Genomic DNA, 26,734 nt, shown 5'->3' on the forward strand with positions numbered 1-26,734 from the left:
CATAAAATCTCCGTGAAATCACGGAAATTTTCTTTCATCTGCTTCGCAATCTTCTCTTAAAAACAGAATAGATTTCGTCTTTAGGATATATGATAAAATTTATTAAATTTAACGGACAGAAAATCTAGTATTTCATGATAGATAAAAGAGTAAAAAATGCGAAAGAAGCCATCAGCGGAATTGAAGATGGAATGACCCTGATGTTGGGCGGATTTGGTCTTTGCGGAATCCCTGAAAACTCCATAAATGCTTTGGTAGAGAGTGATGTAAAGAACTTAACCTGTATTTCAAACAATGCCGGTGTGGATGATTTCGGATTAGGATTGCTGCTTCACAAAAGACAGATCACAAAAATGATTTCTTCCTATGTGGGAGAAAATGCAGAGTTCGAAAGACAGATGCTTTCAGGAGAACTGGAAGTTGAGCTTACTCCTCAGGGAACTTTGGCAGAAAAATGCAGAGCGGCGCAGGCTGGAATTCCAGCTTTTTATACCCCGGCAGGCTACGGAACGGAGATTGCAGAAGGTAAAGAAGTAAAAGATTTCGATGGCAAGCCTCACATTCTGGAACACGCATACAAAGCAGACTATTCCATTGTAAAAGCATGGAAAGGAGATCATGTCGGAAACCTGATCTTTAAAGGTTCTGCAAGGAATTTCAACCATCCTATGGCAGGAGCAGCAAAAATTACCATCGCAGAAGTAGAAGAGCTGGTAGAACCGGGAACATTAGATCCCAACGAGATCCATATTCCGGGGATCATGATCCAGAGAATTTTCCAGGGTGAAAAGTTTGAAAAGAGAATAGAGCAGAGAACAGTCAGAACAAAAGAATAAATATTCTAAACCATAAAAGCCAAATTAAAACAGAAGTTCATAAGATGAAAATCTAAGGGTTTCTAAAAAGCCTAAGTGTTAAAAAACTTTTGTGATTAAATATTATAAAAAAACAAAGCGCTGAAAATATCTTCAGCGCTTTGTTTATGTTATGCTTCCGGTGAAATGAGCATTTTTCTTTCCCCGATCTGCTGTCGCCACATAGCATAATACAATCCTTTTTCGGCAATCAGATTATCGTGGGATCCCATTTCAATTACCTGTCCGCGTTCCAATACATAGATTCTGTCAGCATGCATAATCGTGCTTAAACGATGGGCAATAAGAACGGTAATCTGTTCTCTTTCTTTTGAGATGTCTTTTATGGTAGAGGTAATTTCTTCTTCCGTAATACTGTCTAAAGCCGAAGTTGCTTCGTCAAAGATCAATAAATGAGGTTTTCTTAAAAGTGCTCTTGCAATGGCGATTCTTTGTTTTTCTCCGCCGCTCAGTTTCAGTCCGCCCTCACCGATAACAGTTTCGATACCCTTTTCTGCTCTCTCCAATAATGCTGTACAGCTCGATTTCTGCAACGCAATATCCAGTTCAGATTCTGTAGCGTTAGGATTTACAAAAAGAAGGTTTTCCTTAATGGTTCCTGCAAAAAGCTGTGTATCCTGGGTAACAAAACCAATCTGATTCCTCAGCTCATCAAAATCAAATTCTTTTCCATTGATGCTATTGTAAAAAATATTTCCTTCCTGTGGTCTGTACAGTCCAACCAGCAATTTCACCAATGTACTTTTCCCTGAACCGCTAGGCCCTACAAAAGCAATGGTTTCTCCATTTTTAACATCAAAAGAGATATTATTTAAAGCTTTATACTGAGCCGATTGATGTTTAAAAGAAACATGTTTAAATTCCAGTTCTTCAATAGCACCGATCTGTTTCGGATGGAGAGGTTTTTCTTCCACCTCTTTTTTCATTAAATTATCAAAATTGAAAAGAGAAGCCTCAGCCTCACGGTAAGAAATAATGATGTTCCCGATTTCCTGCATCGGTCCGAAAATAAAGAAACCATAAAACATCAGGGAAAGGTACTGTCCGGGAGTCACAATATTTTTAAAAATTAAAAGCAACAGAGTCATGGTGATCATCTGCTGAAGAAAATTGACCATCGTACCCTGGATAAAGCTTAAAGAACGGATGCTTTTTACCTTTCTGAGCTCAAGTCCAAGAATCTTGTAGGTATTATTATTTAAACGGATCACTTCCTGATTCGTTAAGCCTAAACTTTTAACGATTTCTATATTTCTTAAGCTTTCTGTAGTACTTCCGGCTAAAGCTGTAGTTTCCGAAACGATATTCTTCTGAATGCTTTTAATTCTTTTACTCAGTAAATTAGTGATGAAGGCAATCAGGAAAATCCCGCAGATATAGACAGGCATGATCGACCAATGTAAGCGGATCGCATACACGGAAACGAAAATAATACTCACTAAAATTCCAAAGAAGATATTAATAAAACTGGTGATGAACTTTACAGTATCTTCCCTTACTTTCGTTAAAATAGACAAGGTTTCACCACTTCTCTGATCTTCAAATTCCTGATAAGGAAGAGCCATTGAATGTTTTAAGCCATCCGTAAAGATTTTTGCGCCAAACTTCTGAGTGATCACACTTACTGCATAATCCTGAAAAGCTTTGGCTATTCGGCTTACCATCGCTGTTCCAATGAGCAGCCCTAAAAAATAGAATACCCCATGATAAATTCCGTCTCCATATAAATATTGGTTCAGATTTCTGGGTAAAAGTTTTTCCTTATCAAAAAAGTTAGGATGTGTTACCAGCCGGTCCAGGATATTACCCGTGATGGCCGGGGCAAATAAAGAAAAAACCTGATTAATGGTTGCCAATAACAAAGAAAGGATAATCAACCATTGGTAAGGCTTGAGGTATCTTAAAAGTATTTTCATTTTAATAAATAATGTTGCAAAATTAGAGATATTATTTTGACTTATGGTATTAATAATTTTGAATAACAAAGACCTTTTGTATTCAAGTGAAAAGAATTAAATTGCAGTCTAAGTTTTTATTATGCTTACAAAAGAACAAATTGCTAAAAGGATTTCAAAAGAACTGAAAGACCGTTATTATGTAAACCTTGGAATCGGGATCCCTACGTTGGTGGCTAACTATGTTCCGGAAGGTATTTCCGTAGAATTTCAGAGTGAGAACGGAGTTCTAGGGATGGGACCTTTCCCGTTCGAAGGTGAAGAAGATGCCGATATCATCAATGCAGGAAAACAGACCATCACTATTCTTCCAGGAGGTTCATTTTTTGATTCAGCCTTTAGTTTTGGGATGATTCGTGGCCAGAAAGTAGACCTTACTATTCTTGGAGCGATGGAAGTTTCAGAGAACGGAGATATTGCCAACTGGAAAATCCCCGGAAAAATGGTAAAAGGAATGGGGGGAGCAATGGACCTTGTTGCTTCTGCAGAAAACATTATTGTTGCCATGATGCATGTGAATAAAGCAGGAGAAAGCAAAATCCTGAAAAAATGCAGTCTTCCGCTCACAGGGGTTAACTGTGTGAAAAGAGTAGTGACCGAACTGGCAGTACTGGATGTAACTCCAGCCGGATTCAAACTGGTGGAAAGAGCTCCAGGGGTTTCAGTGGAGCACATCATAAAATCTACAGAAGCAGATCTGATCATTGAAGGTGAAATTCCTGAAATGCAATTCTAAATAAAAAACAAAGCCTTGTCACCGACAAGGTTTTTTTATGCATTTAACCGACATTTTCTCCCACCGATTGAGCAGATAACACAGATTTTCTTATCACTCTAAATTTAAAGAATTGTAAATGTTCTCAAAAAGGCTTATGAAACACTATTAAATTGACATAAGAAAATGGAGCGTTAAAAAAATAAATCCTGTGAACGTTAAGAAAATTCTACTGTCCGAAGCGCGACACTTTAACTGAACCGAAGAACATATATAGGATTCGCGCAAGTTTTAGAATTTTTAGAGAACAGTATTTATTTTTAGCGGAAGTTTCCAGGTCTTGAATTTTTGTTTCTTTTGTTTCAAGACAAAAGAAAAGCTACTAAAATTTTTTACCCACAGATTGAGCAGATAATGCACATTTTTTAATACAAAAGAAAAACTGCTTCAAAAAATGAAACAGTTTATATATTGATAAAGTTTTTGAAAAAAAACTAAATTATTTCCCATCCTGTGCCCCAAAAACCTTCTGTAAAATAGAAGTGGTTCTCATCGCCGGACTATTTCTGATTCCGCTTTCCTTATCAGCTACCATTTTAAATACACCATTAATTGTTTCAGTCGTCACATATTCGTTAAGATCGGTCGTTACAGATTGCCCTGTGAAAGTATTGTACTTTGAGATCAGATTTTTCCAAACCGTATCTGCACCCACTTTACCCAGTGAAGCCTTTACCTTTGGCTGGAAAGCTGTGAATAACTGACTTTGCGTTTTCGTCTGTAAATAATTGGTTGCTGCATTATCACTGCTTAATAAAATGTTCTTAGCGTCCGTGATCGTCATCGAAGTAATTGCTTTGGTGAAAATAGGAGCGGCTTCTGTTACCGCATCTTCAGCGGCTCTATTTAATAATTTTACCCCTTCATCTGCCAGACTTCCCATTCCCAGGGAACGCAGCGTGGTATCAATCTTTCTTAACTTTTCAGGCATTAAAATTTTTACCGCTTCATTCTTAAAGAATCCGTCCGTTAACGCCAGTTTCTTTACACCATCAGTTACTCCAAGGCTTAACGCTTCCTTTAACCCTGAAGATATCTGTGTTGAGGTTAGGTTTCCCAGATTAACAGGAGAAGCTTTAGTTGGAGTAATTGGAGTGGTATTAGTTGTAGTGGTGGTTGTAGAACTTTTAGGTTTTGAGGGATTATCAAGATCGACACCGGTTTTGTTTTTGACGGTAGATTTGATGATGTCTAAGAGCTGTGCCTGTGAAGAAACTGAAAATAATAGGGCAGCAGCGAATAAAATATTTTTTCTCATTGTATCTTTTTTGCAAATTTAGATGTTTTATTATTTAATAAGTTAAATCACCAAAGAGTTTTAGAAAATAATTATATTAGCTAAAACCTTAATCATACCTAAATGCGACATTTTCTTTTTATGTTTTCTGCTATTTTTTCCACAGTTTTTCATGCCCAGAAGAAGCCAGATTTAATCCCTTATCCTCAAAGTGTAACCATGCAGGAAGGAAGGTTCATCATTCCTGAAACGTTGATCCTGAATGACAAACTTCCAAAAGAAGAAACAGAGTATTTCAAAAAAAGACTTGGTTCCAGTGTGAAATTTCAGAACAGCAGTAAGACGGAAGGAATTCATTTGATGTACATGCCGTTTCCACAGCCAAAAATCCCAATTCATCCCGAAGAAGATAAAGAAAAGTATACTATTGACATTTCTCCCCAAAAGATTTTCATAACTTCCAATACCAGACAGGGATATTTTCTGGCTCTTCAAACCCTGGCTCAACTTTTTGAAGAACATAAGGAGGATAGGGAAATTCCTGCTTTAAGAATTGAAGACCAGCCTAAATTTGCATGGCGCGGAATGCACCTGGATGTCTGCCGCCATTTCTTTAATGTAGATGAGGTTAAACAGTATATTGATTATTTAGCCATGTACAAGCTGAACACTTTTCACTGGCATCTTACAGACGATCAGGGCTGGAGAATTGAAATTAAAAAATACCCGAAACTCACCCAGATCGGTTCAAAACGTAAAGAATCGATGATTGGTGCTTACGTAGACAATACTTTCGACGGTAAACCTTATGGTCCCTATTTCTATACCCAGGAGCAGATTAAGGACGTTATTAAATATGCCCAGCAAAGGCATATTACTATAGTTCCCGAGATTGAAATGCCCGGTCATGCTTTAGCTGCTTTATCAGCTTATCCCGAGCTTGCCTGTACAAAAGGGCCGTTTGAAGCTGCCACAAAATGGGGTGTTTTTGATGATGTTTTCTGTCCGAAAGAAGAAACCTTCACTTTCCTTGAAAATGTTCTGGATGAAGTTATTGCCCTGTTTCCATCACAATACATCCACATCGGTGGCGATGAATGTCCGAAAACGAGATGGAAAGAATGTGCCCATTGCCAGGAGCTGATCAAAAAGAATAATCTGAAAGATGAACATGGATTGCAAAGCTATTTCATTCAGAGAATTGAAAAATATGTCAACAGTAAAGGAAGAAAAATCATCGGTTGGGATGAAATCCTTGAAGGCGGTCTGGCTCCAAATGCTGCCGTTATGAGCTGGACAGGTGTAAACGGAGGAATCGAAGCTGCAAAATCTTCTCACTTTGCCGTAATGACTCCGGGAGCCTACTGTTATTTTGATCATTATCAGGGTGATCCTCAATCGGAGCCAAATGCTTTCGGAGGTTTTACCCCTTTGGATAAAGTCTATTCCTATAATCCTATTCCTGCAGAGCTGAACGCAGAGCAGGCCAAATATATTTTAGGAGTTCAGGCCAATCTATGGACGGAATACATCACGGATTTTAAGCAGGTACAGTATATGATATTTCCAAGACTGATGGCGCTTTCCGAAGTAGGATGGGGAACGGCAGATCCTAAAAATTATAAAGAATTTGAAAGAAGGGTAATCAGTCAGTTCAAAGTTCTGGATAAAATGAAGGTGAATTATGCCAAAAGTATCTATAATATTTCCGGAAAAGTACTTCCTGCCGGGAACGGTATTTCTTATGAACTTAATGTATCACAGGACCCGAAAGGAATACGGTATACAACGGACGGGACAGAACCTTCTATACATTCACAGGTTTATCAGGGACCGATTGCTGTTTCAAAATCTCTAACCGTTAAATCCGCCTATTTTGAAGACGGAAAACTGAAAAGTGCTGTTTCTTCCCAGGAATTCAAAATTTCAAAAACAACAGGAAAAAAGATCACCCTGGAACAACAGCCTAGCGAAAACTATTCTTTTGGCGGAGCTTTTACCTTGGTGGATGGAATTATCGGAAACATAAGACAATTGGGCAAAACATGGTTGGGCTTTCAGGGAAAAGATGTAGTGGCAACCATTGATCTGGGACAGAAAACCAACTTTTCTGAAGTTTATTTTAATACCTTAGAAAATAAGGGAAGCTGGATCCATCTGGCGAAATCTGCACAGATCTTTGTTTCGGATGATGGAAAGGCCTTTAAAATGATCAAAGAGATCGGGAAAGATGAAATTCAGAACTCAAAAGGAAAAATTAAGCTGAATGTAGGAAATCAGAATGCAGAGTACATTAAGCTTAAAATAGAAAATGCAGGTATTATTCCTGCCGGAAATCCCGGTGCAGATTCAAAAGCATGGCTGTTCGTTGATGAAATTGGCATCAATTAGAAATAAGTTTCTGAATATACTGGATGCAATAGCTGTTGCAGCCGTCAATACATAGAGTTATGCTATTTCAGAAGTAAATAGCCTTACTCTTATTAAAAACCAAAAGACCATAGTACTCTGTGGTCTTTTTCCTTTTCTGCTAGCGGGAAAATTCCTAATTTGGAGCCAAATATATCTGAATATGCAAAGTAGACGAAACTTCATTAAAAAAACGGCAGCTGCTTCTCTGGCACTTGCCGTAAACCCACTGGATCTGATTGCCGGAGAACTGTCTGAGAATCCTGTAAAAGCAGGAAAACCCATTGTTCTTTCCACCTGGAATTTCGGACTGAAGGCAAACGAAGAAGCCTGGACTATTTTGGGAAAAGGTGGAAAAGCCCTTGATGCAGTGGAAAAAGGAGTTCGCCTCGTGGAATTGGACCCAACTGAAAGAAGTGTAGGCTATGGAGGACGTCCGGATAGAGACGGAAGAGTTACCCTCGATGCCTGTATTATGGACGAGAACTATAACATCGGTTCCGTTGCCTGCCTGGAAAATATCAAAAACCCTATCTCTGTAGCAAGAGCGGTGATGGAAAAAACACCCCATGTTATGCTGGTTGGAGATGGAGCATTACAGTTTGCATTATCACAAGGGTTTAAAAAAGAAAATCTTCTCACTCCCGATTCAGAAAAAGAATGGAGAGAATGGCTGAAAACCAGTGAGTACAAGCCAGTCGCCAATATTGAAAACCATGATACCATTGGAATGATTGCTCTGGATGCACAGGGAAATCTTTCCGGAGCCTGCACCACCAGCGGGATGGCCTTTAAAATGCATGGAAGAGTAGGAGATTCACCTATCATCGGCGCAGGATTATTTGTAGACAATGAAGTGGGTGCTGCTACGGCTACCGGGCACGGCGAAGAAGTAATCCGTACTGTCGGGACACATCTGGTTGTTGAATTGATGAGACAGGGAAGGAATCCCCAGCAGGCTTGCAAAGAAGCAGTTGAAAGAATTGTGAAAATTGCCCAGAGAAGAAATAAAAACCTTAAAGATATTCAGGTTGGCTTCATCGCTTTAAATAAAAAAGGCGAATATGGTTCTTACTGCATTCAGGACGGATTTAATTTTGCCGTGTATGATCAGAAAGGCAACCGTCTGGAAAAACCGAAATTTGCTCTGAAATAATGTATTTTATTTAAAATTCAATAGGAGCGGGCTTTAGCCCGCTTACAAAATAAAAAAACACCAAACGGCTTTAGCCAAAATTTAGAATATCAAAAAGAATATGAAAAGAATGATCATTGCATCTTTGTTTCTGATCACAGCATGTAAAGAAGAAAAGAAAGAAACTCAGACACAGGTACAGCAAAAATCTTTCCCCAAAAAAGCCGAAACCGGAATTTCAGAAAATAAACCTGATGAATCCGGCAAAGCAAAGAAATGGTTGGAAAAAAGCATTGAAAACTACTTTAAAGCAGATCTTGGAAATCTCGATAAAGAAATGCAGAAAATCACAACAAAGGATTATTACGATTATAAAACCGATGCAATGAATGTGGATATGGATGTTGATGGAAGTCTTACGTTAAAAGAATTCCAGGACAAATGGAAAGGTAAGTTTGATACTGATAAAGCTGGAATAGACTCTGGATTCCTTATTTCCGGACAGGACTGGATTAATATTGAAATTAGAAATTGTGACTTAAAATCCTCGTCAGACAATAATTACGTTTTTAATGTAGTCCTGGCTGATGATGGGTTTAAAGCCAAATATTCCCGTCAGATTAAAGTTATAAAAACAGATAATAAATTTCTGATAGCAGATGTTATTGAAGAAGAGTAAAATTTAAATAAAACGAAAAAATGTCAAAAATAGAAATAGCATGTTTCAATCCGGAATCCGCAATGACTGCATTTGAAAACGGAGCCGACAGAATAGAATTATGTGACGGATTGAGCGAAGGCGGAACAACTCCGGATTTTGAAACGACAAAAGAACTCAGAGAAAAAATAAATATTCCGGTTTTTGTAATGATCCGCCCAAGAGGTGGAGATTTTACCTATTCGGAATCTGAGTTTGAACAAATGCAAAAAGATATGCTCCAGCTGAAATCTCTGAAAGTAGATGGTTTTGTGTTTGGAATTTTGGACGAAAATAATCAGATACATGTAGAACACAACAAGATTTTGGTTGAGATGGCATATCCTCTTCCATGTACTTTTCACCGTGCTTTTGACAGAGCAAAAGGCCTTGAAGATTCTTTGGAAAAAGTAATTGGCTGTGGCTTTAAAACGATCCTCACCTCAGGCCAGGAACCAAATGTTTCAGACGGTAAAGAGAATCTGAAAAAACTGGTTGAGCTTGCTGCCGGAAGAATAGAAATTCTGGTTGGAGGCGGACTTCGTTCTACCAATATTGAAGAGATCAGAGCATTTACAAATGCCGGTTATTTTCACTCTTCTGCAATTACAGACGGTGGATCTTTTGCCAATGCGAATGAGATTGTAGCTTTGAAGAATAAATAGTTTTTGAGAAAAACAAAGAATCTGAAACTGACTACCCTGAATTTGGGATTACGGATAAATTTTAACAGTGAATTCATTAAATATGGGATTCACAGAATTGTAAACAAACCTATAATGAATAAATCTGTCCTTTTTGCTTTCCTTTTTATTCAAAGTATTATGAATGCACAGCTTACAGAACGAAGTTTGTCTTCCGAAAAATGGCAGTTCAAAAATACACAGGAACAGAAATGGTTGCCTGCAAAAATTCCGGGCACTGTACATCTTGATTTGATGGATAATAAGATCATTTCCGATCCTTTTAAAGATGAAAATGAAAAAAAAGTACAGTGGATAGAAAATGAAGACTGGGAATATCAGACCCGTTTTAATGTATCATCAAAAGAACTTCAAAATGGACATATAGACCTTGTTTTTAACGGTCTTGACACTTTTTCAGAAATCTATCTGAACGGAAAACTGCTGAAAAAAACAGATAATATGTTCAGGAAATGGGAGGTTTCTGTAAAAGAGCTTCTGAAAGAAGGAAATAACGATCTGAAAATTAAATTTACATCACCTGTAAAAGAAGGAAAAGAACTGGCCGGGAAGGTTCCGTTTACCATGCCGGAGTCGCCCAGGAGTTTTGTAAGAAAAGCTCAGTATCAGTTTGGATGGGATTGGGGTCCAAGACTGGTTACTGCCGGAATCTGGAAAGATGCAGAACTTCGTTTCTGGAATCATGCTACATTAAAAAATATAAAAATTGAGCAAAAAAATCTGACAAAACAACAGGCAGAGCTCAATATTCAAGCAGAAATTTTTGCAGATAAAGAAGGGGAATATTCTATTTCTATTAATACTCAATCAAATAAATTTCAGTTAAAAAAAGGTGAAAATAAGATCAAGATTCCTTTTAAAATTAGCAATCCAAAACTTTGGCAGCCCAATGGATGGGGCGATCCGAATTTATATGACATAAAAGTTTCTCTGCAAAAAGATTCCAAAATCCTTTCTGAAAAAACCGAAAGAATTGGGTTAAGAACCATTGAACTCATCCAGGAGAAAGATCAGGCAGGAAAATCTTTCTATTTTAAAGTCAATGGGAGACCATTGTATGCAAAAGGAACAAACTGGATTCCTTCCGACAGCTTTTCACCCAGAATAACCAAGGAAAAATACCGGAAGCTCATCAATGACGCCAAAGACGCCAATATGAATATGATCCGTGTATGGGGTGGTGGCATCTATGAAGATGATGAATTCTATAAAGCCTGTGACGAAAACGGTATTTTAGTCTGGCAGGATTTCATGTTTGCCGGCAGCTTTTATCCGGCCGATGAAGATTTTTTAAATAATGTAAAAGAAGAAGTAAAGGATCAGGTCAACAGGCTTCAAAACCATCCATCCATTGCTTTATGGTGCGGAAATAATGAAATTGATGAAGCCATCGTCAACTGGGGCTATCAGAAACAGTTCAAATACTCAAAAAATGATTCTCTTCAGGTTTGGAAAGACTATAAAAAGCTGTTCCATGAAGTGATTCCTAATGCTATGAAGGAAATTCTCACTTCGGATAAAAATACCTACTGGCCGAGCTCGCCATCTATCGGATGGGGGCATAAAGAAAGCCTTACAGAAGGAGATTCCCATTATTGGGGAGTCTGGTGGGGAGAGCAGCCGTTTGAGATTTATAATCAAAAAGTAGGAAGATTCATGTCAGAATATGGTTTTCAGGGAATGCCAAGCCTGGAAGCTGTGAAATCTATGTTTTCAGGAACTCCGGATCTCAGCCTTCAGAATCCGGTTATTAAAGCTCATGAAAAAAATACCAGAGGTTGGGACATCATCGCTGAATATATGAAAAGAGACTATAAAACGCCCTCAGATTTCGTGAAATACAATTACATTTCCCAGCTGCTCCAGACCCGTGGAATGAGAATTGCTGTTGAAGCTCACCGCCGTTCAAAACCCTATAATATGGGAACGTTATACTGGCAGCTTAATGACTGCTGGCCTGTAGTTTCCTGGTCCTCCATTGATTACCTTGGAAACTGGAAAGCTTTGCATTACCAGATGAAAAGAAGCTTTGAGCAACAGGTTATTTTAGCTGATGAAAAAGAAGGTATTTTAAATTTTTATGCTGTTAATGACGGATTGAAGCCATTCAATAATATCAATTTAGAAGTAAAAGCAGTACGTTTCGATGGCACGGTTCTAAAAGAATTCAAAGCTCTTTCAAAAGAAAAAATACAGGAAAGTATTCTCAAATTTGATCCCGTTCAAGTATCAGCTCTGGTTTCTGATTCTGATAAAGATAAAGCCTTTTTACAACTTACTATAAAAGATAAGGATGGAATAATCATAGCGGTCAATCAACATTTCTTTACTAAACCCAAAGATCTGCAGCTGACACACCCTAGCATTAAGATCAGAAAAACTGCACCGGACGAAATTGAAATTTCCACAGATGTTTTGGCAAAAGATATTTATCTAATGGGAGATACCCATTTCAGTGATAACTTTTTTGATCTCCTTCCTGGTTCATCAAAAAAGATAAAACTCTCAAAACCTTTGGAAAATATAGAAGTGATGAGCCTTTGGGATACACTGCAAAATTAAAACATCATACCGCAATAAAAATCTGCTCAATCAGCCCAATCTGCGAGAACTTAAAAAATAAACCTTAAACCCATGCAATTCTAAGCATACATTTATTTTTAAATAAATTGATTTTCCTCAAAAATCAACCGTAACTTTATATTCAATTTTTAAATATGATGGTCAATTTTGTTCTGATTGCGGTGTGCATTATTGCAGGAATGGTATTCAAAGCAACAAAATCTATCCATCCTGATGCTCACAAAGGTATTAATACCTGGATTCTTTATCTTGCCCTGCCCGCAGTTTCTTTTAAATACCTGCCCAAAGTTAAATGGACAACAGAAATGCTGTTTCCCATTGCGGCTACCTTTCTTGTTTCTGTTTTCTGCTTCTTTTTTATGATGTTCTACAGTAAAAGTAAGGGCTATTCAAGGCGGTCCAGAAGTACAATGGAACTGACAAGCGGCTACAGCAATACATCCTTTATCGGTTTTCCTCTCATTAGTGCATTTTATGGCGAAAGTCTTTTAAGTATTGCCATTATTTGTGATCAGACCATGTTTTTTGCCCTTTCCACATTAGGAATTATAGCAGCAGTGAAGGGTGGAAGCAGATCAGGAAAAGTAAGTGCAAAATTTATTTTAAAGAGACTGGTCACTTTTCCTCCATTGATAGGGTGCATTGCAGCATTGGTATTGTCGCAGTTTATTGATTTCACATTAGCAGAACCATTTTTTGATAAATTAGCAGCAACAGTGAGTCCGTTGGCTTTATTTTCTGTAGGACTCCAACTGAAATTTAACGGATGGAAAAAGCTGATCCCGCAAATGTCTGCTTCTATGCTCTACAAGCTCATTTTAGCGCCGGCTATTGTTTTAGGACTGGCTCTACTCCTGAATATAAAAGGAGATGTAGCAAAAATTACTGTATTTGAAGCTGCTATGCCAACCGTTGTCACCTCAAGTATTATTGCAGAACAGTTCAGGCTCAATACCAAGCTTACCAATCTCATTGTCGGCTTCAGTATTATTGTCGGGTTCTTTACCTCTGCGGTCTGGTATTATATCACAGAATTTCTTTTCTAAAATTGTCATACCGGTCTTGTATACAGGACGATGCGGCTGAATGTTTAAATATTCTCTCGCAGGTTTTGCAGATTGAGCAGATGTTTGCGTTATAATTATACTTTTATTTATTAAGATATAAGAGCACTATTGAGCCTGTTTTATTCATGATTATAAATCATAATATCCATAAACATCTGCTCAATCTGAGAGAGTAAAAAATGCAATCACTCATTTAAAAAAATAAAGAGGAACCATAAGTTTAATCAGAAAAACAGCATCAGACTGCTTTACCCTTTGATCTCAATAAAAAATTGCAGTTCTCTGAATAAAAATCTAATTTTACACTTTAAAAATTTCCCTTGCAGTACGCTCAAATAGTTTTACCGCTCAATTTAAAAGGATCTTTCACCTACAAAGTTCCTGAAGAACTAATGCCCATGATTCAACCGGGAATGCGGGTTCTCGTGCCTTTCGGGGGAAAGAAAATTTATACAGGAATTGTTTTTGAACTTCATGATAACGCCCCGGAAAGTTTTGTAGCTAAAGAAGTTATCAGTATTTTAGATGATAAACCCATCCTACCTGAAGAGCAGATCAGTTTCTGGAACTGGCTTTCAGAATATTACCTCTGCGGGCTTGGAGAGATTTATCGTTTTGCATTTCCATCTTCCTTAAAACTGGAAAGTGAAACCTATTTAAAATTAAAACCCAATATTACGGTTGATTTTGAGAATCTGGATGTCAATGAAATGTACCTTATTCAGGCGTTGGAAGTCCGCCAGCTCATTAATCTTACGGATATTGAAGCATTTATTCCTAAAAAAGAGATCATCAAAACAATCAATTCCCTGATTGATCTGCAGTACATTGAAATTGATGAAAAAATTGCTGAAAAATACAAAGCTAAAGAAGTAGCCTATGTCAGGATCAATGATGAGGTTTTAAGCAACCAGAATCTCACGGATATTCTTTTAAAGCTGAATAAAGCTCCGAAGCAGAAAGATCTTTTTCTGGCTATTTTAGAAAAACAGACCGAGCATCCGGAAGTTCCCATTAAAAAAGCAGAACTCTTTGAGGACGGATATTTTGGAAGCTCTCATTTTAAGGCGTTGGCAGATAAAAATCTTGTCGCAGAATATCATATGCAGAAAGACAGGATCGAAAGCTATGAAGGTGAAATTGAAGAACTTGAAGAACTTTCCGAAGAGCAGAAAGAAGCTAAAATCGAAATTGATGAGGCCTTTGAAGAAGGCAAAAATGTATTGCTGCACGGTGTTACTTCCTCAGGGAAAACCCATATTTATTTAGAGAAAATTGAAGAATGTATTCAGGAAGGAAAAAATGTTCTGTTCCTGCTTCCCGAAATTTCTCTGACTAAACAGATCACTCAAAGATTAGAGAAGAAATATGGCCGACAACTTGGCTTCTATCATCAGAAATTAACCGATTTTGAACGAGTGGAAGTCTGGAGAAGAATCAAGCAGAATGATATTAAAATTCTTATAGGAACACGTAATGCATTATTCCTGCCATTTCAGGATCTTGGACTTATTGTAGTGGATGAAGAACATGATTCTGCATACAGACCAAGGGAAGCCTCACCTTATTTCAATGCCAAAGATGCCGCATTGGTTTTAGGTAATTTTTATGGGGCCGGAGTGATTCTGGGGTCGGCAACACCATCTGTAGAAAGCTACTACAACGCCAGAAAAGATAAAATAAAGTACATTTTCCTGAATGAGAGATTCGGAAATGTGAAGCTGCCGGAATACGAACTCATCAACTTTAAAGAAGCCCAGGAATCTAAAAAAGTTTCAGGGAATTTTTCTTTACACTTAATTGATGAGATTAAAAAAACGCTGGACGAGAAAAATCAGGCCATTGTGCTTCACAACCGCCGTGGTTATGCCAATGTAATTGAATGTGAAACCTGCGGCTATGTGAATTACTGTTCAAACTGTGATGTCGTAATGACCTACCATAAGGCAGCTAACGAAATGAAGTGTCATTACTGCGGACAAAGAGCTTCAAAGCCGAGAACCTGTCCGAAATGTCATTCAGAAAACCTTAACGAAAGAGGGGTAGGAGTAGAACAGATTCATGAAGAAGTATCCAAGATGTTTCCTGATCATGAAGTGGACAGAATGGATGTGGATTCTATGCGTAAAAAGTTTGCGTATGAAAAACTGTATGAAAAAATAGAAGAAGGCGAAACAGATATTATCGTGGGAACCCAAATGATATCAAAAGGACTCGATTTTGATCATATTGAGCTTGTCGCTATTCCTAAAGCGGATTCCCTGCTGTATGTTCAGGATTTCAGAGCGGAGGAAAGAGCCTACCAGCTGATCACCCAGGTTTCCGGAAGAGCCGGAAGAGTTTCCGGAAAAGGGAAAATTTTAATTCAGACCTATAATCCTGATCATTCCGTTTTTCAGCTGATCAAGATGAATAATCCTGCAAAAATTTACAAATATATCCTTACCGAACGTCAGAAATTCCATTACCCTCCGTTCACTAAACTCATTATGATTGAGCTGAAACACCGGAAAGAAGACAAAGTGAACCGGGCTTCCCAGTTTTTGGGATCTGTTTTAAGAAAATATCTTCCTGAAGAATGTGTTTTGGGACCCGAAAGAGCCCAGATTGCCAGGCTTAATAATCTATACCAATTCCAAATCATGCTGAAACTTCCCCGCGGGAAAAAGTATGATGAATTCAAAAAAATGGTTTTGCTAAGTTTGAATGAATTTGATGAAATCACTGCTTATCAAAGTATTAAAAAAGATGTTTTTGTGGATTTTTAACATTTTTTAACAAACTTTACGCTCTTTTATAAGAACCGTGTAACCCTTTTTATAACAATAATTTCTACTTTTGGTCGTTCATTAAATGTTTGGCTCTTTAAACGGATGATTTAACTTATCATTTTTTATAGCGTCAAACTATGGAAACAAAAAAAGATACATGGTAAATTACAGAAAATATATTTCAGGTGTAGCGGTATTGGCTTCTGGGTTTTTCCTTGCCCAATCTACCGTTTCTACAGTTCTTTACTCACAGGCATACGACAATCAGAAGAATACTTTGAATCTACCTTCTCCGGTTACCTCAATGGCGGAGAAAACAATTCTGTCGGCCAAAGAGCTTGTAGATATTAATGTAAACACAATGATGACGGATCCTGTGCTGAAAAATGCAAACTGGGGATTCGTAGTGTATGACCCCAAAACGAAGAAGGTCATTTCTTCGTACAATGAAAATACTCCTTTAGTACCGGCTTCTACCACAAAATTACTCACCACGGAAACAGCATTGAGCCTTTTAGGTGAAAACTACCGTTGGATGACACAGCTGGAATATTCGGGGACTATTGATGAAAACGGAGTTTTGAATGGTAATCTGTATCTCATAGGCAGCGGCGATCCTTCTTTAGGGACCAATAAAGCCGGTGCATGGTCCTACAGAGATATTATTTCAGACTTTATGGGCGGACTTTCACGCGAAGGAATCAGAAAGGTAAACGGTGATATTATCATTCAGACAGCGCTTTTCAAAGGCAATATTACAAGGCTTCCGGAAAATGTTGTATGGCTTGAAAACAATAATTACTATCTGCCCGTAGGAACTACCCGCGAGATCAATCCTGCCAACGAAAAGCTGATCATGAAAAAATCAGGATTGGCTTCTGAGAAAAAGTATTTCTATATGTCGCCTTACGCCAACCAGATGGTGTATGCAGAAAAATATGAGGGAGACGGATTTTTAACAACAAAACTTCCTGATGCTCCGGCTTATCTTGCCAATACTTTCAGAACAACGCTGGTAAAAAGCGGCATTGGTGTTACCGGAAAAGTAACCCCTAGAATGACAGATGCAGCTCCGGAGAGCAGAAAGCTGGTTTCAGCCTATAAATCTCCTACATTAGCGGATATCATATTCTATACGAACCAACACAGCGACAATTCTTTGGCAGAAGCTTTACTGAAGACAGTAGGCTTCCAGAAAATGGGTGACCAGACCTCGGAATCAGGAAGGATAGTGGTAACCAACCACCTGAAGGAGGAAAGTTTTGATATGATGGGTCTGAATTATATGGATGGAAGCGGACTTTCCAGAAACAATAATGTAACGCCAATTTCGCAGGTTAAGTTTTTAACGTCTTTAATGGATGAGAAATATTACAAAGCTTATTTCACTTCACTGCCTGTAGGCGGACAGTCCGGAACGCTGAAAAGAATGTTCATCGGTACCGGAAACGGTCAGGTTTTTGCCAAAACAGGAACTTTGAATAAAGTAAAAACATTGGCAGGATACCTGAAGACCAACTCTGGAAAAACATTAGTATTTTCTTTAATGGTCAACAATTATTCAGGATCAGTAGATATGGTAAAGAAAAGAATGGAAAAGATTCTTGAACCGGCTCTCGATCTCTAAAAAATATTATTTTAATATTCTAAAAACCTTTTAATCAATGATTAGAAGGTTTTTTTTATCTTTGGTCATATCTAATATTCTGAGTATGAGAAAATTTTATCTTCTAATTCTGGGCTTTTTGATCTCCCAGCCGTTCTTTGGACAGATACAGGATCAAAATATTGAAATGAAAGGGCTTATCGCAAAAGAAATGAAATCTTTTACGAAGAAAATGACCACCTACAATATTAATCCAAATACTCTAAATTACGATCTTCAGTATCAAAGGATGAATGTTACTCTGAATCCTGCGGTATATAATATTTCAGGTTCTGTGACCTCACATTTCAAGCCTAATCAGAATATGAGCAGCATTTATTTTGATCTGTCGGATATTCTGGTCGTTTCACAGGTGCAGTATCATGGAAACAGCCTCACTTTCCAGCAGCTTCCGACAAAAGAAGTGAAAATAGATTTTCCGGCTTCAATTCCCGCAAATACCCTGGATTCCTTAACGATTCATTATTCCGGTGCTCCTTCTGCTGCTGGAGGCGCTTTTACAGCATCTACACAGGGCGGAACACCTATTATCTGTACTTTAAGTGAGCCTTATGGTGCGCAGGACTGGTTTCCAACAAAACAAAGCCTTAATGATAAGATTGAAAGATTTGATTTTAAAATTACCACACCTTCTCAATATAATGTTGCAGCCAACGGAAAACTGATGTCTGAAACAGTGCTTCCGGGAAATCAGAAACTTACTTTCTGGAGAACAGCTTATCCCACATCTGCTTACCTGATTGCCCTTTCCATAACCAATTTCGTTAAGCTGAATGATACCATGGGAAACCCGCCGTTTCCGTTCGTTAATTATGTTTATCCTTCCACCAATGCAAATGCAACAAGTATGTCTAATATTGAGTGGACGAAAGTGGTTATGAATACTTTTGAAACCTATTTCGGACCTTATCCTTTCCGCAACGAAAAATACGGACATATGGAGTTCACCAATGGAGGCGGAATGGAACATCAGACGATGACGTCTATGGGAAGCTGGAGCAAAGGTCTTATTGCCCATGAGCTTGCTCATCAGTGGTTTGGTGATAAGGTGACCTGTGGCGCCTGGAATGATATCTGGCTGAATGAAGGTTTTGCCACTTTCGGTGCTGTTCTTGCCAACGAAAAATTACTGATGACCAATACTGAGTTTAAGAATTTCCTGTTGGGAGAAATCAATAATATTACTTCTGCTCCTGATGGTTCTACGTATGTCCCGGATTCCGGCCTTTCCAGTGTAAGCAGAATATTCAACAACAGGCTAACCTATGTAAAAGGAGCCTATATTTTAAGAATGATCAAATGGATCCTTGGGGATATGGCTTTTTATCAGGCAGTAAGAGATTATCATGCCAGACCGAATTTAGCCTATAATTATGTGAGAACTGCAGATTTTAATACATCGCTGCTGCAGTCTACAGGAAAAGATTTTACGGGATTCTTTAATGACTGGCTATATGGTGAAGGTTATCCAACCTATACGACAAAATGGAAACAGACCGGAAATCAGATCCTGTTTAAAGTTTCCCAAATCCAAAGCAGCCCTTCAGTGAGCTTTTTTGAAATGCCATTGCCGATTAAGGTGAACGGAACCGGCGGACAGACTGCTTATTTTGTCCTGAATCATACCTCTGATAACCAGTATTTCCTGGAAACAGTTTCTTTCCCTGTAGCCAGTGTTGAATTTAATTATGAATACCAGATCCTGGAGAAAAATTCTACAGTGGCTCAGGATAATACATTAAGCGTATTATCTGTGGAGAAGGAAGATTTTGCACTATATCCGAATCCTGCAAAGAACGAGCTCTATATAAAAGGAATTGATAAGGCTGTTGAGTTTTCCATTCATTCTATGGATGGGAAACTGATCAAAAAAGATGTATATCAACCCGAAAAAGCGGTTAGAATCTCAGACTTGGTTCCGGGCTCTTATATTTTCACTATCCATGAAAAGAATATTAAGTTTCTAAAACAATAGTAAAAAAAGAAACATTCAGGTATTGTTCTACCGGTAGCAGAGAACTGAGTGTTAGCTAAGAATAACTTTAAATGCCCAGAAAACCTTCAGCAATGAAGGTTTTTTACATTGGAGAAATTTAAAACATCGGATAAAAAATATACAGAGGGCGTTCAGGGGATAATATGGCATATATAAATTCCATTGTTAAATAATTTTATTGTTAAGAATTATAATAAAGGCTTTCAGATCAGAAAACTTTTTTGTTTTCTGGCTGCTGTTGCTGCTCTTCTTCTGGCTGTTTTTACTTTGTATTTGAACCATTTTTCTTTAAAGAGTTTTCGCATGATATTGTCAAAGTTTCTTGTAATTACCATATTTTTGAAACCGCGCCATTTTTCCAGAATACTGGATGGGAGTGCTCTTACAGAAACGGAATAGCCTTCAGTTTCATATTGGATGTAATGCCACCAGCCGGAAGGAATATAAAGTGTTTCACCAGGCTGTAGTATAGCTTCATAACCGTCAAGATAGAGTAGAGATGGAAATTCTCTGTAATCCGGATCTTTAATATTCGGTAAGCTGTGAAAATTATAAGGAAGTTTATACATAAGATCCGATTGCTCCCAAGGGAAAAGCCAGATCCTTTTGGTTCCCTGAAATTGTGTGATAAAAACATGTGACATATCTATATCAATGTGATTTCTGGTAATAGAGCCTTCGCCTCCGAAGAACATAAAAGGCAGCCATTTCAATATTTTCCCGTTTGTAACATCATTATAAAGAATATCATCCTTAAGTTCGGGCCTGATAGTAAGCAGATTAAATAAAAACAGCCTGTGTTCTGTAGGAGTGCTGCTAATCAGGTCGAGGTATTCAGCGAATGTAGTCTGACCAATTGGGCTGCTGGCCACTTTATCCAGAGATTCCAGCTCACTTCCATAAATATTAACTTTGTGGTCACCTGCTATTTCTTTGAAGTATTCATAATTCCATTTTTTGAAAGCAGGACTTTCAGGATCAATAAAATCCTCCATAATAACAGGAAATCGTGGCTTCATATGGTTATTTATAAAGCTTCCGGAACTTATTTTCTTTACTTTTTGTATCGGGCTCAATCTCATAATCCAGAATTTGTAGACAAATATAATTATTATCCTACTAAATTAGTAGACTAATTGTGTTAAAACTGAAATTGAATTGTTGTTTTGAGAATTAAAACTTATAAAAGCTGATATTTTAACGCCTTTTTATTAAATTAGCACATCTAAAAAATTACTAAAAATGATCTCTGAAAAATATCTTCAGCATTTACAGAACGAACTGCAAAACATTGAAAATGATGGTCTTTATAAAAGAGAAAGAATCATCACTTCCCAGCAGAGTGCGGAAATTGAAGCCAATGGAAAGAAGCTTTTAAACTTCTGTGCGAATAATTATCTGGGTCTGTCAAACAATCCGGAAGTAATGAAAGCTTCCCAGGACATGATAGAATCTCACGGTTATGGAATGTCTTCTGTACGTTTTATCTGTGGAACACAGGACATCCACAAACAACTGGAGAAGAAAATTGCAGACTTTTTAGGTCTTGAAGATACAATTCTGTATGCCGCATGCTTTGATGCGAACGGTGGTGTTTTTGAGCCATTGTTTACTGAAGAAGATGCTATTATTTCAGATGAGCTGAATCATGCATCCATTATTGACGGGGTACGTCTTTGTAAATCGGCAAGATACCGTTACAAAAACAATAATATGGCTGATCTGGAAGCCCAGTTAATCGCCGCGTCCGAAAAGAATCACCGTTTCAAGATCATTGTTACAGACGGAGTTTTCTCTATGGATGGTATTGTTGCAGACCTGAAAGGGGTATGTGACCTTGCTGATAAATACAATGCACTGGTAATGGTGGATGATTCCCATGCTACAGGTTTCATCGGGAAAACAGGCCGTGGAACTCACGAAGCCAATGAAGTAATGGGAAGAGTAGATATTATTACTTCTACACTAGGAAAAGCTTTGGGAGGAGCTCTTGGAGGATTTACTTCCGGTAAAAAAGAAATCATCGATATGCTGAGACAGCGTTCACGTCCATATTTATTCTCCAATTCATTAGCGCCCGGAATCGTTGGGGCTGCCTTGAAAGTTCTGGATATGATCTCTGAGGATACCTCACTTCGTGACCAGGTAATGGAAAATGCAGAATATTTCAGAAAGGAGATGGTGGCTAAAGGCTTTGATATTCCGGAAGGTGATGCAGCTATCGTTCCGGTGATGCTGTATGATGCTCCTCTTGCCCAGAAAATGGCTGAAAAGCTGATGGATGAAGGCATTTATGTAATCGGATTCTTCTATCCTGTGGTACCGAAAGGAAAAGCAAGGATCAGAGTACAGCTTTCTGCCGCCCACACAAAAGCTCACCTTGATAAAGCGATTGCGGCTTTTGAGAAAGTAGGAAAGGAGCTTGGTGTTATTTCTTAATTAAACATTCAGGATATAGATGCTTCGGCTTTGCTTAGCATGACAATGTTCATTATTACGTTTGATTTTTAGATGAAAATTAAAACAGTTAGTATAAGCGATGTCATGCTGAATGAAGCCGAAGCATTTTTATAATTATTTCTAACAAATATTTTTGTTATTAACATTATATTTGCCATTATTTTAAAAAATGCTTTATACAATAATCAAAGCACTGCACATTATCTTCATGGTAAGCTATTTTGCGGGAATTTTTTATCTCGTAAGAATTTTTGTTTACTACAAGGATACGGATGAATTTGCTGAAGAGAAAAAGAAGATTCTTAGAGAACAGTATACATTCATGGCCAGAAGGCTGTGGAATATCATTACTGTTCCGGCTGGAATTATTATGGCTGTCTGCGGAATTGTCATGATCTTCCTGAATACCGGATTGATGAAAATGCCGTGGTTTCATTTAAAACTGACTTTTCTGATCGGTCTTGCTGTTTATCATTACTGGTGCTGGAAAAAAGTGCTGAAACTGAAAGAACTGAACGGAGAAACTATCGAAACTCCTAATATCAAGCTGAGACAGGCCAATGAAATTGCAACCTTCATTCTGTTTCTGGTAGTGTTTACAGTGATTTTGAAATCTTCAGTTATTGAGTACTGGTGGCAATTAATTGCAGGATTTTTCGTTCTTGTATTTCTGATCATGATGACCGTTAAACTCGTTAATAAGAATAAAAAAAACAAATAATTGTTTAAGTAGAATGCATACACCATACATTCTACTTTTTACATTTTACAAAAAACTATGATTGCAATTTTAAAAAAGGAACTTTGGAGTTACTTTGGAAACTGGAGCGCATGGGTAATCATCGCTGCATTCAGTCTCATAACAGCTCTTTTCCTGTTTTTCTTCGAGAATGATTCTAATATTTTCGACATCGGGATGGCCTCCCTGCAGAGCTATTTCGTACTGGTTCCATGGCTGCTGATGTTTATTATTCCTGCGCTTTCTATGAAAACCTTTGCAGAAGAGCAGCAAACAGGAACGCTGAACTGGCTGTTTTCCCAGCCTTTAAAAGTTTCAGACCTGGTAGCAGGAAAATTTCTTTCGGTATGGATCGTTGGGGTTTTATGCCTTATTCCGTCACTGATCTATCTTTATACGGTATACGTTTTAGGTGTTCCGGCAGGAAATATTGACCTTGGAATGACCTTCGGAAGCTATATTGGATTAATCGTTTTAATTGCTGCTTTCTCTGGAGTAGGTATTCTGGCTTCTTCACTTTCTCAGAACCAGATCATGGCCTATCTGCTGGGAGTTTTCATGTGTTTTATCATGTATTTCGGGATAGAGCAGCTTGCGAGCTACAAACTGTTGGGTGGTGCAGATTTTATCCTTCAGAATATAGGGTTTTATCAGCATTTTCTCGGCTTTACCAGAGGTCTTATAGATCTTAAAGATGTGGCTTATTTTATTCTGATCATTGGTGCTACGTTATTATTGTCCAACCATTTTATCACTAAAAAGAAGTAGCATGATGAAGAAGTTCAATATTAAATCTCCATTAGGAATTTTCTTAATAGCAGTGATACCCTTGGTTATTCTGCTTACGTATTCAGGAATCAGATTAGATTTAACCAAAGAAAAAAGATATACGCTTTCGGATAATACGGTAAAGGTACTGGAATCGGTGAAAAAGCCGCTTACGGTAGATGTTTATCTTGAGGGTGATTTTCCGGCAAGCTTTAAGCAGCTTCAGAGTGAAACCAGATTTATGCTGGAAGAGTTCAGAAAAATCAACCCGAAGATCGATTTCAAATTTATTGATCCGATTAAGACAAAAATGTCCCAGGACACATTGATGGCGATGGGAATGCAGCCTTCTGTTCTTCCGGATGTTAAAGACGGAAAGATTTCCCAGATCACCCTTTTTCCATACGCTGTTATAAAATATGATAAAAGAGGGGTTTCTATTCCGCTGGTTGTACAGCAGGCGGGAATAGATGCGGATCAGCAACTAACAAGATCTATAGAAGGTCTGGAATACAGCTTGGTTTCCAATATCAAGAATATTGCAGCTAATAAAAGAAAGAAGGTAGGAATCCTGGTAAATCATGACGAACTGGGACCTGAAGAGTTCCATAGCTTTATGCAGCTGGCACTGGAAAATTACGATGCAGGACCGGTTATTCCAAAAAACCAGACAGAGCTTACTCAGGAAGATCTTCCTTTGCTGAGACAGATGAGTGCTCTGGTCATTGCAAAGCCGAGAAAAGCATTCACAGATAATGAAAAAGTGATTCTTGACCAGTTTATTATGAATGGCGGGAAAACGCTTTGGATGATCGATGCCGTAAATGCCGAAATGGATACGCTGACAAGGTCTCAAAAGGTAATGCCTTTCCCTGTGGATATCAATATGACGGATTTCTTTTTCAATTATGGGATCAGGATCAATCCGGCTTTGGTGAAGGATGTAAAGAAATTTGCACTCCTGAAACTGGTTACGGGTGAAGTAGGAGGGAACCCACAGTATACAAGCCTGCCTTGGCCCTATTTCCCTTTGGGAATTGCTGAGAATGATAATCCGATCACGAAAAATATCAACCCGGTAAAATTTGAATTTCCAACTTCCATTGATACTTTGGGAGGAAGAAAAAATATCAAAACAAAAGTACTTTTTGAATCCAGCGAAAGAACACTTCTGAAACAGGTTCCCAACTATGTGGATCTGAAAGAGATTGCCAGTGTAGACAGTCTTGGCCAGATGGAAAAACCAAGCACCCCGAAAATCTTTGCCGTTGCGCTGGAGGGGAAGTTTAATTCTGCCTATGCATCAAGAATTGAACGAAAAGGTTATCCCGGATTTAAAAGCCAAAGCCCTGAAAACAAAATGATCATTATTGCAGACGGAGACGTAGGAAGAAACAAAATGCACAAAGGTGAGCCACTCCCAATGGGAATTGACCGTCTCACCAATCAGGAGTTCGGAAACGAGCAGTTTCTGAGAAATGCACTGGATTATCTTCTGGATGACAGCAACCTGATGGCTCTCCGAAACAGAAATATAGAAGAAAGACTTCTGGACCGAAACCGCATTACGGAAGAAAAAACAAACTGGCAGTGGCTGAATTTATTACTGCCTTTGGTAGTGATCGGCCTGCTGGGAGGATTGTTCTTCTGGCTGAGGAAGAGGAAGTTTGGATAATAAAAAGAGAAACCGGAAGGTTTCTCTTTTTATTTTTGATTGTGTCTCATCCCTAAGGTCATTTTACTTTTGTAATGTAATGATTATTTAGGACTACTCATATCACATGATAAATCGTGCAGCAGTGAGGTCAAAATTGTATTTAGTTATTAGTCTATTTTACTAATGTCTATAGCACTATTAATATTATACGGATATTTAGTTTGCATAAGGATGTCTAATATATTTTGAGGTAAATCATTTAGAGTTAAAGGTTTCATAGGACTTGCTACTAAATGATAATCATAATCAAGAAAATTATTAAGGTTAGTTTTATCAAAAGAATATAAGCCCTTTTTTGTCATAGATACAAAATCTTGTAAATATCTTTCATCAGCACCACTGCCAAATATTTTAACTAATAAAGAATCTAATTCAGGATTAATTACCTTCAGGTAAATCTCTAAAATAAGATATTAATTTTTCATTATTTTCTGATGATTTAGCTACTGTTTCAGGTAATTTACCGGCTCCAGATGCTACAAAACCTATATGATTTTCATGTGTAAAAAACCAATCAGTGTCTAAAGTTTGCTGTTGTATTTCTGTATACATAATCATTTTTATTTTCCAAAAGTTGTTTTACAATTATCACACAATGGAACAATCTTTCCTGTTCTTATTGTTCCGTAATCATACATATCGGTCTTCTGCAGCTCCTTGCCATTATATTTATATGCCTTATATGAGCCCGCGCCAAAATAACTATTGCCAGATTTCAAATGATTCATCCCAAACGGATAATAATTGTTGCTGTTTACAATTTCAAGAGCACCTGCGCTGGTTTTTCCAAAACTTACCCCTGCATTTGCTAAATGGTCTTTTGAATTGTAACCCGCAATGCGGTGGGTTTATGTTATTATCTGCCACACCAGCAATCGTGTGGGAGCGGTGCGAGCCTCACTAATCTCCCCCTATATCTCTTATAAAAACAGCATAAAACAGCATAAAAAAAATATATAAATAAAGTAGACCTATTAAACAAATGGGAATAAGAGAAACTCTCATATTTTTTTTATTTTCTAATTTTTTATTTGTGCTGAAATTAAGTATTGAAATAACGAAAAAAATAAAAGTACCTGGGAAAAAACAAACAATGTTATATAATTGCACACTTCTAGTATAGACATATTTGTCGTCCAATGGTATAAATTTTTCCCCTAAATAGTTTACAGATATGAAT

Annotated in this window: 20 protein-coding genes; 15 read left to right on the top strand and 5 right to left on the bottom strand. The window is 37.8% G+C overall.

From position 1 onward, the window contains the following. The first annotated feature begins 134 nt into the window (after positions 1-134). Positions 135-836 (top strand): CoA transferase subunit A, encoded by a 702-nt coding sequence (locus DRF61_RS20065; protein WP_111960411.1) that lies wholly within the window; start codon positions 135-137, stop codon positions 834-836. Positions 837-985: 149 nt separating this feature from the next. On the opposite strand, the gene DRF61_RS20070 is transcribed toward DRF61_RS20065, so the two are convergent. Further along, positions 986-2,791, bottom strand: a complete 1,806-nt coding sequence (locus DRF61_RS20070) for an ABC transporter ATP-binding protein (RefSeq protein WP_111960413.1) — start codon at positions 2,789-2,791, stop codon at positions 986-988. A 121-nt stretch (positions 2,792-2,912) separates the two neighbouring features. On the opposite strand from DRF61_RS20070, the gene DRF61_RS20075 reads away from it, so the two are divergent. Beyond that, positions 2,913-3,566: a CoA transferase subunit B gene (locus tag DRF61_RS20075; protein ID WP_111960415.1), complete on the top strand. Its 654-nt coding sequence runs from the start codon at positions 2,913-2,915 to the stop codon at positions 3,564-3,566. A 478-nt stretch (positions 3,567-4,044) separates the two neighbouring features. Here the strand turns inward: DRF61_RS20075 and DRF61_RS20080 are convergent, their stop codons facing one another. Beyond that, positions 4,045-4,863, bottom strand: a complete 819-nt coding sequence (locus tag DRF61_RS20080; RefSeq protein ID WP_111960417.1) for a DUF4197 domain-containing protein — start codon at positions 4,861-4,863, stop codon at positions 4,045-4,047. Positions 4,864-4,965: 102 nt separating this feature from the next. Here DRF61_RS20080 and DRF61_RS20085 point away from each other — a divergent pair, with 102 nt between their 5' ends. The 9 genes from DRF61_RS20085 (at position 4,966) to DRF61_RS20125 (ending at position 19,849) form a co-directional block, all read left to right on the top strand. Then, complete coding sequence (locus DRF61_RS20085) at positions 4,966-7,233, top strand: glycoside hydrolase family 20 protein (protein ID WP_111960419.1); 2,268 nt, start codon at positions 4,966-4,968, stop codon at positions 7,231-7,233. A 181-nt stretch (positions 7,234-7,414) separates the two neighbouring features. Next, positions 7,415-8,407 (top strand): isoaspartyl peptidase/L-asparaginase family protein, encoded by a 993-nt coding sequence (locus DRF61_RS20090; RefSeq protein WP_111960421.1) that lies wholly within the window; start codon positions 7,415-7,417, stop codon positions 8,405-8,407. A 100-nt stretch (positions 8,408-8,507) separates the two neighbouring features. Then, positions 8,508-9,065 carry a hypothetical protein gene (locus DRF61_RS20095; protein ID WP_111960423.1) on the top strand — a complete coding sequence of 186 codons (558 nt, stop codon included), beginning with the start codon at positions 8,508-8,510 and terminating at the stop codon, positions 9,063-9,065. A 20-nt stretch (positions 9,066-9,085) separates the two neighbouring features. Continuing rightward, a complete protein-coding gene (locus DRF61_RS20100) occupies positions 9,086-9,748 on the top strand; it encodes a copper homeostasis protein CutC (protein ID WP_111960425.1) in 663 nt (220 codons plus the stop codon). A 114-nt stretch (positions 9,749-9,862) separates the two neighbouring features. After that, a complete protein-coding gene (locus tag DRF61_RS20105) occupies positions 9,863-12,349 on the top strand; it encodes a beta-mannosidase (RefSeq protein ID WP_111960445.1) in 2,487 nt (828 codons plus the stop codon). 155 nt (positions 12,350-12,504) lie between these two features. Next, complete coding sequence (locus DRF61_RS20110; RefSeq protein ID WP_223558714.1) at positions 12,505-13,416, top strand: AEC family transporter; 912 nt, start codon at positions 12,505-12,507, stop codon at positions 13,414-13,416. A gap of 341 nt (positions 13,417-13,757) precedes the next feature. Further along, positions 13,758-16,205, top strand: a complete 2,448-nt coding sequence (priA, locus tag DRF61_RS20115; RefSeq protein ID WP_111960427.1) for a replication restart helicase PriA — start codon at positions 13,758-13,760, stop codon at positions 16,203-16,205. 160 nt (positions 16,206-16,365) lie between these two features. Beyond that, positions 16,366-17,835 (top strand): D-alanyl-D-alanine carboxypeptidase/D-alanyl-D-alanine endopeptidase, encoded by a 1,470-nt coding sequence (dacB, locus tag DRF61_RS20120; RefSeq protein WP_111960429.1) that lies wholly within the window; start codon positions 16,366-16,368, stop codon positions 17,833-17,835. Positions 17,836-17,920: 85 nt separating this feature from the next. Further along, positions 17,921-19,849, top strand: a complete 1,929-nt coding sequence (locus tag DRF61_RS20125) for a M1 family metallopeptidase (protein WP_111960431.1) — start codon at positions 17,921-17,923, stop codon at positions 19,847-19,849. Between the two features lie 224 nt (positions 19,850-20,073). Here DRF61_RS20125 and DRF61_RS20130 read toward each other — a convergent pair whose 3' ends face one another. After that, positions 20,074-20,952 (bottom strand): cupin-like domain-containing protein, encoded by an 879-nt coding sequence (locus DRF61_RS20130; RefSeq protein WP_111960433.1) that lies wholly within the window; start codon positions 20,950-20,952, stop codon positions 20,074-20,076. Positions 20,953-21,112: 160 nt separating this feature from the next. Between DRF61_RS20130 and kbl the strand changes: the two genes are divergently transcribed. From kbl to gldG, 4 genes are all read left to right on the top strand, one after another. Continuing rightward, a complete protein-coding gene (kbl, locus tag DRF61_RS20135) occupies positions 21,113-22,309 on the top strand; it encodes a glycine C-acetyltransferase (RefSeq protein WP_111960435.1) in 1,197 nt (398 codons plus the stop codon). A 190-nt stretch (positions 22,310-22,499) separates the two neighbouring features. Beyond that, positions 22,500-23,051, top strand: a complete 552-nt coding sequence (locus DRF61_RS20140; protein WP_034707934.1) for a CopD family protein — start codon at positions 22,500-22,502, stop codon at positions 23,049-23,051. A 57-nt stretch (positions 23,052-23,108) separates the two neighbouring features. Further along, positions 23,109-23,837, top strand: coding sequence for an ABC transporter permease (locus DRF61_RS20145; RefSeq protein ID WP_111960437.1), 729 nt, complete (start codon positions 23,109-23,111; stop codon positions 23,835-23,837). Positions 23,838-23,841: 4 nt separating this feature from the next. Further along, positions 23,842-25,512 carry a gliding motility-associated ABC transporter substrate-binding protein GldG gene (gldG, locus tag DRF61_RS20150; RefSeq protein ID WP_111960449.1) on the top strand — a complete coding sequence of 557 codons (1,671 nt, stop codon included), beginning with the start codon at positions 23,842-23,844 and terminating at the stop codon, positions 25,510-25,512. A gap of 420 nt (positions 25,513-25,932) precedes the next feature. Here the strand turns inward: gldG and DRF61_RS20160 are convergent, their stop codons facing one another. Both DRF61_RS20160 and DRF61_RS22950 read right to left on the bottom strand, forming a co-directional pair. Next, entirely contained in the window at positions 25,933-26,106 is a 174-nt protein-coding gene (locus DRF61_RS20160) for a hypothetical protein (RefSeq protein WP_157963413.1), read from the bottom strand. Between the two features lie 348 nt (positions 26,107-26,454). Continuing rightward, a partial coding sequence (locus DRF61_RS22950) for a hypothetical protein (protein ID WP_238601927.1) occupies positions 26,455-26,734 on the bottom strand: 280 nt, incomplete at its 5' end.

The organism is Chryseobacterium lathyri, from assembly GCF_003290185.1.
Taxonomy (GTDB): domain Bacteria; phylum Bacteroidota; class Bacteroidia; order Flavobacteriales; family Weeksellaceae; genus Chryseobacterium; species Chryseobacterium lathyri.

Coding starts and splice junctions, on each gene's coding strand:
- DRF61_RS20065 (WP_111960411.1), top strand. CDS start 135: ATGATAGATAAAAGAGTAAAAAATGCGAAAGAAGCCATCAGCGGAATT.
- DRF61_RS20070 (WP_111960413.1), bottom strand. CDS start 2,791: ATGAAAATACTTTTAAGATACCTCAAGCCTTACCAATGGTTGATTATC.
- DRF61_RS20075 (WP_111960415.1), top strand. CDS start 2,913: ATGCTTACAAAAGAACAAATTGCTAAAAGGATTTCAAAAGAACTGAAA.
- DRF61_RS20080 (WP_111960417.1), bottom strand. CDS start 4,863: ATGAGAAAAAATATTTTATTCGCTGCTGCCCTATTATTTTCAGTTTCT.
- DRF61_RS20085 (WP_111960419.1), top strand. CDS start 4,966: ATGCGACATTTTCTTTTTATGTTTTCTGCTATTTTTTCCACAGTTTTT.
- DRF61_RS20090 (WP_111960421.1), top strand. CDS start 7,415: ATGCAAAGTAGACGAAACTTCATTAAAAAAACGGCAGCTGCTTCTCTG.
- DRF61_RS20095 (WP_111960423.1), top strand. CDS start 8,508: ATGAAAAGAATGATCATTGCATCTTTGTTTCTGATCACAGCATGTAAA.
- DRF61_RS20100 (WP_111960425.1), top strand. CDS start 9,086: ATGTCAAAAATAGAAATAGCATGTTTCAATCCGGAATCCGCAATGACT.
- DRF61_RS20105 (WP_111960445.1), top strand. CDS start 9,863: ATGAATAAATCTGTCCTTTTTGCTTTCCTTTTTATTCAAAGTATTATG.
- DRF61_RS20110 (WP_223558714.1), top strand. CDS start 12,505: ATGATGGTCAATTTTGTTCTGATTGCGGTGTGCATTATTGCAGGAATG.
- dacB (WP_111960429.1), top strand. CDS start 16,366: ATGGTAAATTACAGAAAATATATTTCAGGTGTAGCGGTATTGGCTTCT.
- DRF61_RS20125 (WP_111960431.1), top strand. CDS start 17,921: ATGAGAAAATTTTATCTTCTAATTCTGGGCTTTTTGATCTCCCAGCCG.
- DRF61_RS20130 (WP_111960433.1), bottom strand. CDS start 20,952: ATGAGATTGAGCCCGATACAAAAAGTAAAGAAAATAAGTTCCGGAAGC.
- kbl (WP_111960435.1), top strand. CDS start 21,113: ATGATCTCTGAAAAATATCTTCAGCATTTACAGAACGAACTGCAAAAC.
- DRF61_RS20140 (WP_034707934.1), top strand. CDS start 22,500: ATGCTTTATACAATAATCAAAGCACTGCACATTATCTTCATGGTAAGC.
- DRF61_RS20145 (WP_111960437.1), top strand. CDS start 23,109: ATGATTGCAATTTTAAAAAAGGAACTTTGGAGTTACTTTGGAAACTGG.
- gldG (WP_111960449.1), top strand. CDS start 23,842: ATGAAGAAGTTCAATATTAAATCTCCATTAGGAATTTTCTTAATAGCA.
- DRF61_RS20160 (WP_157963413.1), bottom strand. CDS start 26,106: ATGTATACAGAAATACAACAGCAAACTTTAGACACTGATTGGTTTTTT.